Consider the following 15,982-nt stretch of genomic DNA (forward strand, 5'->3'; position numbering starts at 1 on the left):
TTACCTTAGGAGCACAGCATGACTAACAAAATCATCCTTGCACTCGAAGCAGAGCAGATGACCAAAGAGATCCCTACCTTTGCCCCGGGCGACACTGTTGTCGTTCAGGTGAAAGTAAAGGAAGGCGACCGTTCGCGTCTGCAAGCGTTCGAAGGTGTTGTTATCGCCAAGCGTAACCGCGGCGTAAACAGTGCTTTCACCGTTCGTAAAATCTCCAACGGTGTTGGCGTAGAGCGTACTTTCCAGACCTACAGCCCGCAAATCGACAGCATGGCCGTTAAACGTCGCGGTGACGTACGTAAAGCCAAGCTGTACTACCTGCGTGACCTGTCCGGTAAAGCAGCTCGCATCAAGGAAAAACTGGCTTAAGTCCAGCTTCCCGATGCAGAAAAAAGCAGCCTACGGGCTGCTTTTTTGTTGCCTGCGATTTATCTTCCCTGACTGTAATGTCAGTCTTGCCTGAGCCTTTATGCCCGCCATCGACCATCCCCTGATAGACCAATTCCTCGACGCGCTGTGGCTGGAAAAAGGCCTCTCCGATAACACCCGAGATGCCTATCGCAGCGACTTGGCCCTGTTCAACGGCTGGCTGCAGGAGAAGGGGCTGGAACTGATCAACGCCGGCCGCGAGTTGATCCTCGATCACCTGGCCTGGCGCCTCGAGCAAAACTACAAACCCCGTTCCACGGCGAGATTTCTCTCCGGCGTGCGTGGCTTTTATCGTTATCTGCTGCGGGAAAAGCTGATTGCGGTCGATCCGACCTTGCGCGTCGATATGCCGCAACTCGGCAGGCCGTTGCCCAAATCCCTCTCCGAAGCCGACGTCGAGGCGTTGCTGAATGCGCCAGACCTGAGCGAACCAATCGGCCAGCGTGACCGCGCCATGCTCGAAGTGCTTTACGCCTGCGGCTTGCGTGTGACCGAGCTGATCAGTCTGACACTGGAACAGGTCAACCTGCGTCAGGGCGTGTTGCGCGTGATGGGCAAGGGCAGCAAGGAACGGCTGGTGCCGATGGGCGAGGAGGCGATTGTCTGGGTCGAACGTTACCTGCGCGACGGTCGGGGCGAGCTACTCGGCGGACGCCCGAGCGATGTGATGTTCCCGAGCCAGCGCGGCGAGCAGATGACCCGCCAGACCTTCTGGCACCGCATCAAGCATCAGGCCAAAGTCGCCGGGATCGGCAAATCGCTGTCGCCGCACACATTGCGTCACGCTTTCGCCACGCACCTGCTCAACCATGGCGCCGACCTGCGCGTGGTGCAAATGCTCCTCGGCCACAGCGACCTCTCGACCACTCAGATCTACACCCACGTCGCCCGCGCCCGCCTGCAAGACCTGCACGCCAAACACCATCCGCGCGGCTAACCAAAACCTGTCGCGCGGCCACCCACGACCCTTGCCACGCGGGTGCCCACGACATCAAAGCGTCGTGCGCCGTGAGCGGGAGGTGTTGCATCACCCGCATTCGGCCACGCAGCCCTTATGTGATAGGCTTTGCCGGTTTGCACGATGGGCGATTATGACCCGGTGTTTCGGCACGGGCGTTCTGATCGTCCCATTTGTCCGCCCTCAGGAGTTCTCATGCGTCTGACCCAGATTTTCGCCGCCGCAGCTATTGCGTTGGTCAGCACCTTTGCCGTCGCCGATGACGCGGCCGACAAAGCCATTCGTCACAGCCTCGAAAGCCTCCAGCTCGAAACACCCATCGAAGCCATCAGCGCCAGCCCACTGGCCGGCCTCTACGAAGTCAAACTCAAAGGCAGCCGCGTGCTCTACGCCAGCGCCGATGGCCAGTACGTGATGCAGGGCTACATGTTCCAGCTCAAGGACGGCAAACCGGTCAACCTGACCGAAAAAACCGAGCGCCTCGGCGTGTCCAAACTGGTCAATGAAATCCCGGTAGCCGAAACCGTGGTCTACCCGGCGATCGGCGAAACCAAATCGCACATCACCGTGTTCACCGACACCACCTGCCCGTATTGCCACAAGCTGCACGCCGAAGTGCCTGAGCTGAACAAGCGCGGCATCGAAGTGCGTTACGTCGCATTCCCGCGTCAGGGCCTCGGCTCGCCGGGTGACGAACAACTGCAAGCGGTCTGGTGCTCGAAAGACAAAAAAGCCGCCATGGACAAAATGGTCGATGGCAAGGAAATCAAGGCCGCCAAGTGCGACAACCCGGTTGCCAAGCAATTTGCGTTGGGTCAGTCGATTGGCGTGAACGGCACGCCGGCCATCGTTTTGGCTGACGGTCAGGTCATTCCGGGCTACCAGCCTGCGCCACAAGTCGCCAAACTGGCGCTGGGCGCGAAATAATTCGCATCGTCACGGTCAGCCTTTGACGATCATGGTTCGGCGGCAGCGTTTGCCGAGCCATTAATAGAGAACCGCGAGTATGCGGTTGTTTTCACGGCCGACCTTGCGTCGGCCGTTTTATGGGGAGTTCACAGTGAAACCGGTCAAAGTAGGCATCTGTGGGTTAGGGACCGTCGGTGGCGGTACCTTCAACGTACTTCAGCGCAACGCCGAGGAAATTGCTCGTCGTGCCGGGCGTGGAATCGAAGTGGCACAAATTGCCATGCGCACGCCAAAGCCTCAGTTCCAAACGACCGGTATTGCGATTACCAACGATGTCTTCGAAGTGGCCACGAACCCTGAGATCGACATCGTCATAGAGCTGATGGGCGGCTACACCGTTGCCCGCGAGCTGGTACTCAAGGCCATCGAGAATGGCAAGCATGTGGTCACCGCGAACAAGGCACTGATCGCCGTTCACGGTAATGAGATTTTCGCCAAGGCACGCGAGAAAGGCGTGATCGTCGCGTTCGAAGCGGCTGTGGCCGGTGGCATCCCGGTGATCAAGGCCATCCGCGAAGGCCTGTCCGCCAACCGCATCAACTGGGTCGCGGGCATCATCAACGGCACCGGCAACTTCATCCTCACCGAAATGCGTGAGAAGGGCCGCACCTTCGAAGACGTCCTCGCCGAAGCGCAGGCGCTGGGCTACGCCGAGGCCGATCCAACGTTTGACGTTGAAGGCATCGACGCCGCGCACAAACTGACGATCCTGGCGTCCATCGCGTTCGGCATTCCGCTGCAGTTCGACAAGGCCTACACCGAAGGCATCACCAAACTGACCACCGCCGACGTCAATTACGCCGAAGCGCTGGGCTACCGCATCAAGCACCTGGGCGTGGCGCGCAGCACCGCGGCCGGCATCGAGTTGCGGGTACACCCGACGCTGATCCCGGCCGATCGCCTGATCGCCAACGTCAACGGCGTGATGAACGCCGTGATGGTCAACGGTGACGCGGCCGGTTCGACCTTGTTCTACGGCGCCGGCGCCGGCATGGAGCCAACCGCTTCGTCGGTGATCGCCGATCTGGTGGACGTGGTTCGCGCCATGACCTCCGACCCGGAAAACCGTGTGCCGCACCTGGCGTTCCAGCCGGATTCGCTGTCGGCGCACCCGATCCTGCCGATCGAGGCCTGCGAAAGCTCCTATTACCTGCGCATCCAGGCAAAAGACCATCCGGGCGTGTTGGCCCAAGTGGCGAGCATCCTTTCGGAGCGCGGCATCAACATCGAATCGATCATGCAGAAAGAAGTCGAAGAACACGACGGCCTGGTGCCGATGATCCTGCTGACCCATCGCGTGCTGGAACAGCACATGAACGATGCCATCGCCGCGCTTGAAGCGTTGGCCGGCGTCGTTGGCCCGGTGGTGCGGATCCGCGTCGAACACTTGAATTGAAACAGCGGCAAGCGGCAAGCTTCAAGCTGCAAGTAAAAGCCGATGTGCTTTTGTCTTGCCGCTTGTAGCCTGCAACTTGTAGCTCAAACCGAAGGTTTGCCCCTATGCGCTATATCAGTACCCGCGGCCAGGCACCGGCCCTGAATTTCGAAGACGTTCTGCTCGCCGGCCTCGCCACTGACGGCGGCCTGTACGTGCCTGAATGCCTGCCACGTTTCACCCAGGAAGAAATCGCTTCGTGGGCCGGCCTGCCGTATCACGAATTGGCCTTCCGCGTGATGCGCCCATTCGTCACCGGCAGCATCCCGGACGCCGATTTCAAAAAGATTCTGGAAGAGACCTACTCTTCTTCCGAGCAAGGCGTGTTCTCGCACAGCGCCATCGCCCCGTTGCGTCAGTTGAACGGCAACGAATGGGTCCTGGAGCTGTTCCACGGCCCGACCCTGGCGTTCAAGGATTTCGCTCTGCAACTGCTCGGTCGCCTGCTCGATTACGTGCTGGAAAAACGCGGCGAGCGCGTGGTCATCATCGGTGCGACCTCCGGTGATACCGGCTCGGCCGCCATCGAAGGCTGCAAGCACTGCGAAAACGTCGACATCTTCATCCTGCACCCGCACCAGCGCGTGTCCGAAGTGCAGCGTCGGCAGATGACCGCCATTTACGGCGAGAACATCCACAACCTCGCCATCGAAGGCAACTTCGATGACTGCCAGGAAATGGTCAAGAACAGCTTCGCCGACCAGAGCTTCCTCAAAGGCACGCGCCTGGTAGCCGTGAACTCGATCAACTGGGCGCGGATCATGGCCCAGATCGTTTACTACTTCCACGCATCGCTGCAATTGGGCGGGCCGGCGCGCTCGGTGTCGTTCTCGGTGCCGACCGGCAACTTCGGCGACATCTTCGCCGGTTACCTGGCGCGCAACATGGGCCTGCCGATCAACCAGTTGATCGTCGCTACCAACCGCAACGACATCCTGCACCGCTTCATGAGCGGCAATCAGTACGTCAAGGAAACCCTGCACGCCACGCTGTCGCCGTCGATGGACATCATGGTTTCGTCGAACTTCGAACGTCTGCTGTTCGACCTGCACGGTCGCAACGGTGCCGCAATCGCCGGGCTGATGGACAACTTCAAGCAGGGTGGCGGCTTCAGCGTCGAACAGGAACGCTGGACCGAAGCGCGCAAACTGTTCGATTCGCTGGCCGTCGACGATGCGCAGACCTGCGAAACCATCGCCGAAGTCTACGCCCAGACCGGCGAGGTGCTGGACCCGCACACCGCCATCGGCGTCAAGGCTGCGCGCGAGTGCCGCCGTAGCCTGGACATCCCGATGGTGATCCTCGGCACCGCCCATCCGGTCAAATTTCCGGACGCGGTGGAGAAAGCCGGTGTAGGAAAAGCGCTCGAACTACCTACACATCTTTCTGATTTGTTTGAGAGAGAAGAGCGCTGCACCGTGTTGCCGAACGACCTGAAAGCCGTGCAGGCCTTTGTCAGCCAGCATGGCAACCGCGGCAAGCCGTTGTAAGCGCGAAAAACTGTCACATTTTGAAGCCCGTCTCCTGACGGGCTTTTTCATTTCTGCGTGCACACTTGCCGTGTTTTCGCCCCTGAGGGAAGGGCGAGTTGATCACGAAGGAAGCGGCAATGTTGTTTTTCAGAAGTTTGATTCCAGCCATCTGCTGGATTTTTTTGCTGAGTACGCTGGCACTCGCGCAACCTGGTTTCGCCGCGCAGTTGGTGGCTTATGAGGGCGCCAAGCCAGTGGCCGTCAACGCCATCAAGCTCAGTGCCGAGGAGCGCCAATGGATTCGGGCGAACCCGAAGGTCATCGTCGCTTCGGCGCAGTTTCCGTTGTATCTGTTCAAGGACGAGCATGGTCACTGGAGCGGTTTGAACAACGACATGCTCAACCGCATCAGTGCGATGACCGGCCTGAATTTTGTCCATGAAGAATCGTTTTCCACCGGTCAGTTGCTTGGGCGTCTGGAGCAGGGTGGGGCGGACATGAGCACCACGCTGGCGATGAGTGACGAACGCCGGGATTTTCTCGATTTCAGCCATGCCTTCGGCGGTTCGGCGTGGATTATGGTCGGGCGCGCCGGGGCGCCGGAGTTGCAGTCGCTGGAACAGTTGTCAGAAAAAGTCCTGGTGTTACCCGCCCGGCATGCCATGGAAGAAACCATTCGCCGCGACCATCCGCGCATCACATTGCTCACGGTCAAGACCTACGCCGAGGCGCGGGCACTGGTCGAAAGCGGTGAGGCGGACGCGACCATCGAGAACGAAACCGGCTCGCAGCTTTATCCGATCGGGCAACTGAAAGTAGGACATACGGTAGAAGGTTCGTGGGAAGCCGACCGTTTAGCCGTGCGCAAAGGCCAGCCGCAATTGTTGAGCATCCTCAACAAGGCGCTTGAAGCATTTCCTCCGGCAGAATTGCGCGCGATGCGCCTGAAGTGGCTCGACGGCATTGCCCCACGGCCGGCACTTTCGTTCTGGCAGCAGCTATCGCGATGGGGTTGCTGGGGCATGTTTTTCGTCAGCCTGTTCGCCCTGCTGTCGTTGCTCTGGAACCGTCGGCTCGCGGTGTTGATCAAGCGACATCGAGACGTCGAGAAAGACCTCGGCGATCAACTTGCCTTTCAGCAAGCGCTGTTTGATGCCATGCCTGATCCGATGTTTGTGCGTGATCTGCAGGGGCGTTTGATCAAGTGCAACAAAAGCTATGAAGAGGCTTTATCGAAGCGTTTCGATCAGGTTCAGGGGCTTCGCTTGATTGAAGGGAACATCTTGCCGAGGGAAACCGCAGAAATGCTGCATGCCGAATTCATCGTGCAGATCGAAACCCGCAAGCCGCGTTTCACCCGGCGTCTGCTGCTATTCAACAACGGTGTCAGGGACATCGATCAATGGACGGTGCCGTTCTACGGGGCGGACGGGCATGTTCGCGGGTTGCTGGGCGGCTGGACGGATATTGAGCTGCGCAAGAGTGAAGGGCGGTGCCAATGCGCACGCTGAGTTTCGGAATTGTCCTATACGACGTGGCTACTTTTCCGATGGGCCGCTGAAGAAGGCTGGCCTAGAGTGGTCGACAACTGCGGTCCGAGCCCGCGAGTGTCGTTCCAGAGGTCGCTATGCGCACGCTCAAAATCCTGATTCTTGAACACAATCCTTTCCAGATGATGGCGTTGCACCAGATGCTCAACGCCATCGGCGTCTATGACGTGCTGGCGGCGCCGTCGCTGCGGGTGGCGCAGCGTTCGCTGGCGCGCCGGGGCACGGTCGATATTGCCTTCTGCAATCCGCAATTGCGCGGCGGCGAGGGGCTGGCGTTGATCCGTCATCTGGTCGAACAGCGCGAGGCGCAATCGCTGGTGCTGCTCGGCAATGTCGCCTCCAGCGTCATGCCGGCCGTGACGGCGCTGCTGGCCGAACGCGAAGTGCAACTGCTCGGGCACCTGCACACGCCGGTGTCCGCCGTGCTGATGCGCCGGCTGCTGGACATTTATCTGATGGAATCGATGTTGAAAGCGCAGGCCTGAACAGGCGTGTTTTTTACTTGTCATCTTTGCCGTGCATGCTCAATCGACCGGGCACCGCCATCGAGCGCGTTCGGTATTCAGAACTTTCTACTCGGGCCAGGGGTCATTTATGTAGACACGCCCTCCCAGGCACTTTGTTTCGGACTATTGAGTGGTGATTGCCAGATGGAAAGTATCAGTCTATTGCTCGGCGAGGCTTTGAGCCCGTATCAAGTGACATTGACTCCTTCGGGCGTCCACGGCGAATGCTTGGTGACGCTGAAGAATGCCGTTGGGGCGATTGTGGTGGAACGCTCGTTCAATCAGGCGCAGTTGACCGACAAGTGGCAACTGACTGATGTCGTCGACGGCTTGCACCGCGATGTGCTGATTGCCGAAGGTCGCCTGGAGCCCTGCGTGATCGCGGCGTTGCGCAACGCCGCTCAGGACAAGATCCTGGCCAATCGTAATTGAATTGTTTTTTGTGGGAACCTTCCTGCGCCAAGGTCAGTCAGAGCATGTAACAGCAGGATCAAGCATTGTGCTCCGGTGCTTGTAGCTTGCTGCTACGGGTCTTTATGTAGACCACGTTTAACCCCGAGTTGTCTCCCCACTCCTCGGGGTTTCTTTTTGCCCGAATTTCGTCATGGGCCTGCGCGCTGTTGGAAAAACGCCCGGGTTTCTTCCAGGTATTCCACGCGTCGCTCCGGGTCCAGCCATTTTGCGTAGGCCTCCACCAAATGATCATGGGGCAGGGTACGCAGCACCTGGTTGATCTCGCTGATCGCCCGACGCCCCTGAGCCGTGTTCGAACAGGCGATATAAGTCGTAATGTATTTATCCGTGCCTCTGGCCGGGTAAAACGTCAGTTCGTCAGCCGCAATCTGTTCCTGTTGCGCCAGATATCGAATCTCCGGCCAGTAACCCATTACCCCGATCAAGCGCCCCAGCCGCTGCATCTGCAGCAGACTGCCGAGTGCGTCATTGCCGTAATGCTCAATCACCGTATCGGCCGGCGCCTCGGTCAATTGCGCATCGAGCAACTGGCCATAACTGCGTCCGGCCACCGCGCCGACTTTTTGTGTGCCGCTGGCGAGTAACGCCGCCACGTTGACTTCGCCGTTTACCAGATAAGGTTCGAGTTGGCGTTTGGCATCCTGGCGCACCGTGATTCCGTTGCTGACGATGCGGAACACTGGAGTCGAAAACACCATCCATGCTTCGCGCTCCTTGCTCCAGACCAGCGACGGATCGCAGGTGAAGGATTCCTCGCGCAGCATCTGCAGGCTGCGCGCACGATTGACTCGCATCAGTGTGTGATTGTATTGCGGCATGCCCGCGATCAACGACGGGATCAGTTGATCAATAACGCCCTTGCCCTTCTCCGGACCTTCGAAAATGGTCAACGGCGGCAAGTCGCGCAACAGCCAGATCAGCGTTTCTTTCGGTTGCGCATCGGCGGGCGCCGAGCCGCTTTGCAGCACCAACAGCACCAACATCGCCAGCACGTAGCGGCCGCTGGCGCGTTGGCCGAACACTGAACGCAGGCGCTTCAGCTTAAATGGCTCCGTCTTCACGCAACCGTGCAATCTGTCCCTCGTCGTAGCCAAGTTCGTGCAATACCTGCGCATTGTGCTCACCCAACTGCGGTCCGACCCATTCAGACGTGCCAGGTGTGTCAGAGAGTTTCGGCACGATCCCCGGCATCTTGAAGTCTTTGCCGTCGGGCAATTTGGCGTGGAGGAACATTTCCCGGGCCAGATATTGCGGATCGCTGAACATGTCTTCGGCGCTGAAGATCCGGCTGGCCGGGACCTCGGCCTGATTCAACTGCGCGATCACGCTGTCGAGCGGCAGCGAATTGACCCAGCGATCGATCACCCCATAAATCTCGTCGCGACGGCTGTCGCGCCCATCGTTGCTGGCCAGCAAGGGATCGTTGGCCAGATCTTCGCGGCCGATCAGGTGCATGAAGCGCTTGAAAATCGCATCGCCATTGGCGCCGATCTGCACGTGTTTGCCGTCGGCGCTGGTGTGAATCGAGGAGGGCGTGATGCCCGGCATGATGTTGCCGGTGCGTTCGCGGATGAAACCGAACGCGTCGAATTCCGGGACCATGCTTTCCATCATGGCGAAGATGGCTTCGTACAGCGCCACATCGACCACTTGCCCGAGACCGCCATTCACCTCGCGATGACGCAACGCCATCAGCGCGCCGATCACGCCCCAGAGCGCGGCAATCGAATCGCCAATGGAAATCCCGGTGCGCACTGGCGGTCGATCCTCGAAACCGGTGATGTAGCGCAGACCGCCCATCGATTCGCCGACTGCACCAAAACCCGGCTGATCTTTCATCGGCCCGGTCTGGCCGAAACCGGAGAGCCGCACCATCACCAGTTTCGGATTCAGCGCGTGTAAAACTTCCCACCCCAAACCGAGCTTTTCCAACACGCCGGGGCGAAAATTCTCGATCAGGATGTCTGCTTCGCTGAGCAGTTTTTTCAGGATCGCCAAGCCGTCCGGGTGTTTGAGGTTGAGCGTCAGGGACTTCTTGTTGCGTGCCTGGACAAACCACCACAGCGAGGTGCCTTCGTACAACTTGCGCCATTTGCGCAACGGATCACCGCCGTCCGGCGATTCGATCTTGATCACTTCGGCGCCGAATTCGCCGCAAATCCGCGAGGCAAACGGCCCGGCGATCAACGTGCCCAATTCGATGACTTTCAGACCTGAGAGCGGTTTTCCGGTGAGCGGCATACGGGATCCTGTAGGACAAAGTGCGAACGATAGAGCGTTTTAACATAGCCGCGTGTCAGTCGCGCGAAGTTGATGGCGGTCAATTCGTTGATTGCCTACTGCATCGGTTAGACTTGGCGCCTTTCCCCGTATCAAGAAGCCCGTTCATGGCCCAGCCGTCCACGACCTACAAGTTTGAACTGAACCTCACCGACCTCGACCGCAGCGTTTACGAGAGCGTTAAGCAGACCATCGCCCGTCACCCTTCGGAAACCGAAGAACGCATGACCGTGCGGTTGCTGGCCTACGCCTTCTGGTACAACGAGCAGCTGTCGTTTGGTCGCGGTCTGTCAGACGTGGATGAACCTGCCCTGTGGGAAAAGAGCCTGGATGACCGCGTGCTGCACTGGATCGAAGTCGGCCAGCCAGACGCCGATCGCCTCACGTGGTGCTCGCGTCGCACCGAGCGCACCAGCCTGCTGGCCTACGGCAGCCTGCGCGTCTGGGAAACCAAAGTGATCCCGGCGATCAAAAACCTGAAAAACGTGCACATCGCTGCGGTGCCGCAAGAAATCCTCGAAACCCTGGCCAAAGACATGCCCCGCGTCATCAAGTGGGACGTGATGATCAGCGAAGGGACGATTTTCGTCACCGACGACCGTGGTCAGCACGAAGTCCAGTTGCAGTGGTTGAGCGGCGAACGCGGCTGATCATTCAGCGTTCGCACGCGTCATCCGGTTTTATCCTACGTATTCAAGAGAAGCACCTGTCACCCCATGCGCATCGAACCTCGCCTGTTGCCCGACACCCTGCCATTCCTCGGTGACCTGCCGCCGCTGTTGACCCGCTTGTACGCGGCGCGCGGCGTGCTCAATGAGGCTGAACTGGACAAGAGCCTCGCGCGGCTGATTCCGTATCAGCAGCTCAAAGGCATCGATGCCGCAGTGGATTTGCTGGTGACCGCGCTGGAGCAACGCCAGCGGATTCTGATCGTCGGCGACTTCGACGCCGATGGCGCCACCGCCAGCACCGTTGGCGTGCTGGGCCTAAGGCTTCTGGGCGCGGCGCACGTCGATTATCTGGTGCCGAACCGCTTCGAATATGGCTACGGGCTGACCCCGGAAATCGTTGATGTCGCACTGACCCGCACCCCGCAATTGCTGATCACCGTGGACAACGGCATCTCCAGCGTCGAAGGCGTGGCAGCGGCGAAGAAGGCCGGGCTCAAAGTGCTGGTCACCGACCACCATTTGCCCGGCGACGAACTGCCGCTGGCCGACGCCATCGTCAATCCGAACCAGCCAGGTTGCGAGTTTCCGAGCAAGGCGTTGGCCGGGGTCGGGGTGATTTTCTATGTGTTGATGGCGTTGCGCGCGCGCCTGCGCAACCTCGGCTGGTATGCAAGCCAACCGCAGCCGAACATCGGCGAACTGCTGGATCTGGTAGCGCTGGGCAGCGTCGCCGACGTGGTGCCGCTCGACGCTAACAACCGCATCCTCGTGCATCAAGGCCTGGAGCGGATTCGCGCCGGCCGCGCGCGTCCGGGGGTCAAGGCAATCCTTGAAGTGGCCAAACGTGACCACGCGCGCATCACCTCTACCGACCTCGGTTTTATCGTCGGCCCACGCCTGAACGCGGCGGGGCGCCTGGACGACATGAGCCTGGGCATCGAATGCCTGCTCACCGACAACGCGCAAAGTGCGCGGGAAATGGCGGTGCAGCTCGACAGCATGAACCAGGACCGCAAATCCATCGAGCAAGGCATGCAGCGTGAAGCGCTGGCGCAGCTCAAGGATTTGCCGGTGGAATCGATGCCGTTCGGCTTGTGCCTGTTCGATCCCGAGTGGCATCAGGGGGTTATCGGCATCCTCGCGTCGCGAATGAAAGAACGCTATTTCCGCCCGACGTTTGCTTTTGCCGATGCCGGCGACGGTTTGCTCAAGGGCTCGGGACGTTCGGTGCAGGGCTTTCATATTCGCGACGCCCTGAGCGTGGTCGCGGCGCAACATCCGACGTTGATCAGCAAGTACGGCGGCCACGCGATGGCGGCCGGTTTGACCCTGCCGGAAGTGAATTTTCCGCTGTTTGCCGAGGCATTCGACGCTGAAGTGCGTAGGCAATTGCGCGAAGAAGACCTGACTGGGCGGTTGTTGTCGGACGGCACATTGGCGGTCGAAGAGTTTCATTTGGAACTGGCCCGCGCCCTGCGGCATGCCGGCCCTTGGGGCCAGCACTTTCCGGAGCCGCTGTTTCACGGGGTGTTCCAGTTGGTCGAGCAGCGCGTGGTCGGCGAGCGGCACCTGAAGGTGGTGCTGAAAAGTGAATGCGGTTCGGTGAAACTCGACGGGATTGCCTTCGGGATCGATCGCGAGATCTGGCCGAACCCGACGATCAAATGGGTGGAATTGGCCTACAAACTCGACCTCAACGAGTTTCGCGGCAATGAGACCGTGCAGTTGATGATTGCCCACATCGAACCGCGCTGATCCTATCGCGAGCAAGCTCGCTGCCACATTGGTTTTGTGAACACTGCAAAGCCCCGGTGGGAGCGAGCTTGCTCGCGATGGCGTCTCCCGGCGCCAAATATCCCGGAACCCTCGCTCATCCCGCGTTGTCGACTAGGCTCTAAGCACTGCTTGATTGGCCTTGTGACTTTTTGTCGAATTTTTTACCCGCGGGGGCGGGTGCTGCACCCTTTTTCTGTCACTCGTCGACTTTTCAAACAGAACCCTGGAGCCTGACCACTGATTCGAGAGGTGCCCCATGAGTCTGCTGCTTGAACCCTATACCCTTCGCCAATTGACCCTTAATAACCGCATCGCGGTGTCGCCGATGTGCCAATACTCGAGCGTCGATGGCCTGGCCAATGACTGGCACCTGGTCCACCTCGGCAGCCGTGCCGTTGGCGGCGCCGGGCTGATTTTCACCGAAGCCACGGCGGTCACTGCCGATGGTCGCATCACCGCCGAAGACCTCGGTTTGTGGAACGACGAACAGATCGAACCGCTGCAGCGCATCACCCGCTTCATCGCCGCCCAGGGCGCGATTGCCGGCATTCAACTGGCGCACGCCGGGCGCAAGGCCAGCACCCATCGGCCGTGGATCGGCAAGCATGGCAGCGTCAAACCGGAGGACGGTGGCTGGACCCCGGTCGGGCCTTCGCCGATTGCTTTCGACCCGCAGCACACACACCCGACCCAACTCGATGAAGGGCAGATCGCCGAGGTCATTCAGGCCTTTGTCGCTGCGGCCAAACGTGCTTTGACCGCCGGTTTCAAAGTGGTCGAGATCCACGCCGCTCACGGTTACCTGCTGCATCAATTCCTTTCGCCCCTGAGCAATCAACGGCGCGACCAGTACGGCGGCTCGTTCGAAAATCGCATTCGGCTGGTCCTGCAAGTCACCGAAGCAGTGCGTGCAGTCTGGCCTGAAGAGCTGCTATTGTTCGTCCGCGTGTCGGCCACCGATTGGGTGGAAGACGGCTGGAACCCGGATGAAACCGTGGAACTGGCGCGACGCTTGAAAGACCTTGGCGTGGACCTGATCGACGTTTCGTCCGGCGGCACCGCAGCGAATGCGGAAATTCCGACAGGCCCGGGTTATCAGACGCGCTTCGCTGAGCGGGTGCGCAAGGAGTCAGGCATCGCCACGGGCACCGTAGGAATGATTACCGAGCCGGCGCAGGCTGAGCACATTCTGCGCACCTGTCAGGCCGACATCATCTTCCTCGCCCGCGAATTGCTGCGCGATCCGTACTGGGCGCTGCATGCCGATGATGATCTGGGTGGGCGCAAAGCGGTGTGGCCGGCGCAATATCAGCGCGCTACGCATCGCGATCAGCCGATTCATGAGTCCGATTTGCGTGACTGATTGAGGCGCTGAAAACAAAAAGCCCCGGCCAATTGTGGTCGGGGCTTTTGCGTTTCTGAGTCGGGATTTCTGTTGCCTTTACCGTCCTCTTCGCGGGCAAGCCTCGCTCCTACAGGGTTTGCGGTGTGTGCCAATGATGCGGACGACACAAATCCCGTAGGAGCGAGGCTTGCCCGCGAAGACGCCCGCGAAAGCGACCCTTCAACCTCAGATGTACTTACGCTTCTCAGGCGCCGGCGGGAAGTATTGGTACAACCAGGTCTCGCTCAACGTCCGGTCATTGGTGCGGATAAACAACCGCAGCTCCACCGGCGCGACGCTGTCATTGGTCGGGTACCAGTCAAAGGTAATTCGGTAACCTTTGATGTCGTCCAGCACCAGCACGTTGAAATCCTTCACCTCGCCGTTCGAGCAGGTCACTACCGGCTCAATGCCCGCACCGGCCGGCAAGCGATCAAGCCCGCCGCCGGTGAAGTCCACGGCAAAACGCCGCGCCCAGACTTCCGGGTAATGCTCGCCCGGCGCCCAGCCTTCAACAAAACCGCCCATGCCCGAACGGGTCGCGTTGACCCGCGCCAGCGGGGTGCTGACCGGCGGCAGCGCGCTCCAGTAGAGCTTGTAGCCGTAATTCAGCGAGTCACCGGCAGCCACCGGTTTCTTCGGCGTCCAGAAAGCGACGATGTTATCCAGGGTCTCGCCGGTTGTAGGAATTTCCAACAAATCGATAGAGCCTTCGCCCCACGCGGTTGTAGGTTCTACCCACAGGCTCGGACGTTTGCTGTACCAATCGACGGTGTCCTGATAACTGGCGAACTCGTGATCGGTCTGCACCAGGCCGAAACCTTTCGGGTCAGTGTCGGCGAACGCATTGAATTGCAGGGTCGCCGGGTTGTTCAGCGGTCGGCAGATCCACTCGCCGTTGCCGCGCCACATTGCCAGGCGATCGGAGTCGTGGATTTGCGGGTGAATGGTGTCGCACATGCGCCGCTCGTGGGTGCCGCAGCTGAACATGCTGGTCATCGGTGCGATGCCCAATTGTTCGATGGCGGTGCGCGCATTGATGTGCGCGTCGATGGCCATGACCACTTGGCTGGCCTGGCAGTCGATATCAAAACGGTAGGCGCCGGTAGCGCTCGGCGAGTCGAGCAGGGCGTAGACCACAAACCGTGTGCTGTTCTTGTCCGGCGTTTCGAACCAGAACTTGGTGAAGTCGGGGAATTCTTCGCGTTTCTTCGCGTAAGTGTCGATCGCCAAGCCGCGCGCCGAGAGGCCATATTGGCCAGAGGCATCGACCGCGCGGAAGTAGCTGGCGCCGAGGAAAGACAACACGTCGTGCTTGTCCAGCTCAGGTGCCTTGAACAGTTTGAACCCGGAAAAACCCAGGTCGGCGCCCAGTTGCTTGGTGTCGACCGTGGTTTTTTCGTAGTTGAACAGCGACGGGCGGAAATGCACTTCACGCGCCTGACGCGTCTTCGGATCGACGCTGTACATGCGCACCGGTTGCTTGAAACCCATGCCGACATGGAAGAACTGCACGTCCAGTTGACCGTTGACGTCGTTCCACAGTGAGTGCTTGCCGTCGTACTGAATCGCGTTGAAATTCTGCGGTGTCATCGTCGCCAGCGTCGGCGGCAGCACCTGCTTGGTGTCCTGATAACGACTGGTGGCAAGCTGCTTGGCCTGGATTTTCAGCGCTTCGAAGTCAAACGCCTGAGCGTCGCCATCAGCGGCGCCACCATTCGCGCCATTGCCGGCCCACGCGCGTGCGGCGAGCAGGCCAGTGGCCGAAAGACCGGTGTAGGCAGCGATAGCCATGGACGCTTTGAGCAAATTCCTGCGGTGCATAAGTACAACCTGTCGTGAACAATCCCGCGCCATTCCTGGCACTGCTGGATCAAAAAAAGGGGTTCGGACATGCCTTCGGCCAAACGCAACGGACTTTAAACAGATGCCAAATAGCTTAAACCGTTCGGTCACCCAGAAAAAATGATTGGTTACAGCATGTCAGTGTGGCAATGAAACAAGACATGTCAGTGAACATTTCCCACAGCACTTTCTGATTTAGAGGGCATATCTGCTTTTTTCGACTAATTACTCTA

14 protein-coding genes are annotated in these 15,982 nt (G+C 59.6%); 11 read left to right on the forward strand and 3 right to left on the reverse strand.

Annotation, left to right across the window (positions count from 1 at the left end):
- Positions 1 to 18: 18 nt before the first annotated feature.
- The 8 genes from rplS (at position 19) to FBY12_RS08765 (ending at position 7,751) form a co-directional block, all read left to right on the forward strand.
- A complete protein-coding gene (rplS, locus tag FBY12_RS08730; protein WP_063322826.1) occupies positions 19 to 369 on the forward strand; it encodes a 50S ribosomal protein L19 in 351 nt (116 codons plus the stop codon).
- A 100-nt stretch (positions 370 to 469) separates the two neighbouring features.
- Positions 470 to 1,366: a site-specific tyrosine recombinase XerD gene (gene xerD / locus FBY12_RS08735; protein ID WP_145252622.1), complete on the forward strand. Its 897-nt coding sequence runs from the start codon at positions 470 to 472 to the stop codon at positions 1,364 to 1,366.
- 216 nt (positions 1,367 to 1,582) lie between these two features.
- Entirely contained in the window at positions 1,583 to 2,314 is a 732-nt protein-coding gene (gene dsbC, locus FBY12_RS08740; RefSeq protein ID WP_145252623.1) for a bifunctional protein-disulfide isomerase/oxidoreductase DsbC, read from the forward strand.
- A 133-nt stretch (positions 2,315 to 2,447) separates the two neighbouring features.
- Positions 2,448 to 3,752: a homoserine dehydrogenase gene (locus FBY12_RS08745; RefSeq protein ID WP_046048339.1), complete on the forward strand. Its 1,305-nt coding sequence runs from the start codon at positions 2,448 to 2,450 to the stop codon at positions 3,750 to 3,752.
- A gap of 104 nt (positions 3,753 to 3,856) precedes the next feature.
- On the forward strand, positions 3,857 to 5,281 hold the full coding sequence (gene thrC, locus FBY12_RS08750; RefSeq protein ID WP_101207566.1) for a threonine synthase: 1,425 nt from the start codon (positions 3,857 to 3,859) through the stop codon (positions 5,279 to 5,281).
- Between the two features lie 119 nt (positions 5,282 to 5,400).
- Positions 5,401 to 6,774: a transporter substrate-binding domain-containing protein gene (locus FBY12_RS08755; RefSeq protein ID WP_121731167.1), complete on the forward strand. Its 1,374-nt coding sequence runs from the start codon at positions 5,401 to 5,403 to the stop codon at positions 6,772 to 6,774.
- A 116-nt stretch (positions 6,775 to 6,890) separates the two neighbouring features.
- A complete protein-coding gene (locus FBY12_RS08760; RefSeq protein WP_121731166.1) occupies positions 6,891 to 7,298 on the forward strand; it encodes a response regulator in 408 nt (135 codons plus the stop codon).
- Positions 7,299 to 7,463: 165 nt separating this feature from the next.
- Positions 7,464 to 7,751 (forward strand): DUF3509 domain-containing protein, encoded by a 288-nt coding sequence (locus FBY12_RS08765; protein ID WP_092272778.1) that lies wholly within the window; start codon positions 7,464 to 7,466, stop codon positions 7,749 to 7,751.
- Positions 7,752 to 7,921: 170 nt separating this feature from the next.
- Here the strand turns inward: FBY12_RS08765 and FBY12_RS08770 are convergent, their stop codons facing one another.
- Together FBY12_RS08770 and FBY12_RS08775 are read right to left on the reverse strand one after the other, a co-directional pair.
- Positions 7,922 to 8,854: a TIGR02285 family protein gene (locus FBY12_RS08770; RefSeq protein ID WP_371927395.1), complete on the reverse strand. Its 933-nt coding sequence runs from the start codon at positions 8,852 to 8,854 to the stop codon at positions 7,922 to 7,924.
- Positions 8,835 to 10,034, reverse strand: a complete 1,200-nt coding sequence (locus tag FBY12_RS08775; RefSeq protein WP_145252625.1) for a CaiB/BaiF CoA-transferase family protein — start codon at positions 10,032 to 10,034, stop codon at positions 8,835 to 8,837. The genes FBY12_RS08770 and FBY12_RS08775 overlap by 20 nt, the downstream gene beginning before the upstream one ends.
- Positions 10,035 to 10,180: 146 nt before the next feature.
- On the opposite strand from FBY12_RS08775, the gene FBY12_RS08780 reads away from it, so the two are divergent.
- The 3 genes from FBY12_RS08780 (at position 10,181) to FBY12_RS08790 (ending at position 13,883) form a co-directional block, all read left to right on the forward strand.
- On the forward strand, positions 10,181 to 10,723 hold the full coding sequence (locus tag FBY12_RS08780; RefSeq protein WP_028623872.1) for a YaeQ family protein: 543 nt from the start codon (positions 10,181 to 10,183) through the stop codon (positions 10,721 to 10,723).
- Between the two features lie 66 nt (positions 10,724 to 10,789).
- Entirely contained in the window at positions 10,790 to 12,499 is a 1,710-nt protein-coding gene (gene recJ, locus FBY12_RS08785; RefSeq protein WP_145252626.1) for a single-stranded-DNA-specific exonuclease RecJ, read from the forward strand.
- 277 nt (positions 12,500 to 12,776) lie between these two features.
- Positions 12,777 to 13,883, forward strand: coding sequence for an NADH:flavin oxidoreductase/NADH oxidase (locus FBY12_RS08790; RefSeq protein WP_145252627.1), 1,107 nt, complete (start codon positions 12,777 to 12,779; stop codon positions 13,881 to 13,883).
- A gap of 207 nt (positions 13,884 to 14,090) precedes the next feature.
- Here FBY12_RS08790 and FBY12_RS08795 read toward each other — a convergent pair whose 3' ends face one another.
- On the reverse strand, positions 14,091 to 15,728 hold the full coding sequence (locus FBY12_RS08795; RefSeq protein ID WP_145252628.1) for a glucan biosynthesis protein D: 1,638 nt from the start codon (positions 15,726 to 15,728) through the stop codon (positions 14,091 to 14,093).
- Positions 15,729 to 15,982 lie beyond the last annotated feature (254 nt).

It is taken from the genome of Pseudomonas sp. SJZ131 (assembly GCF_007828705.1).
In the GTDB taxonomy this organism is placed as follows: domain Bacteria; phylum Pseudomonadota; class Gammaproteobacteria; order Pseudomonadales; family Pseudomonadaceae; genus Aquipseudomonas; species Aquipseudomonas prosekii.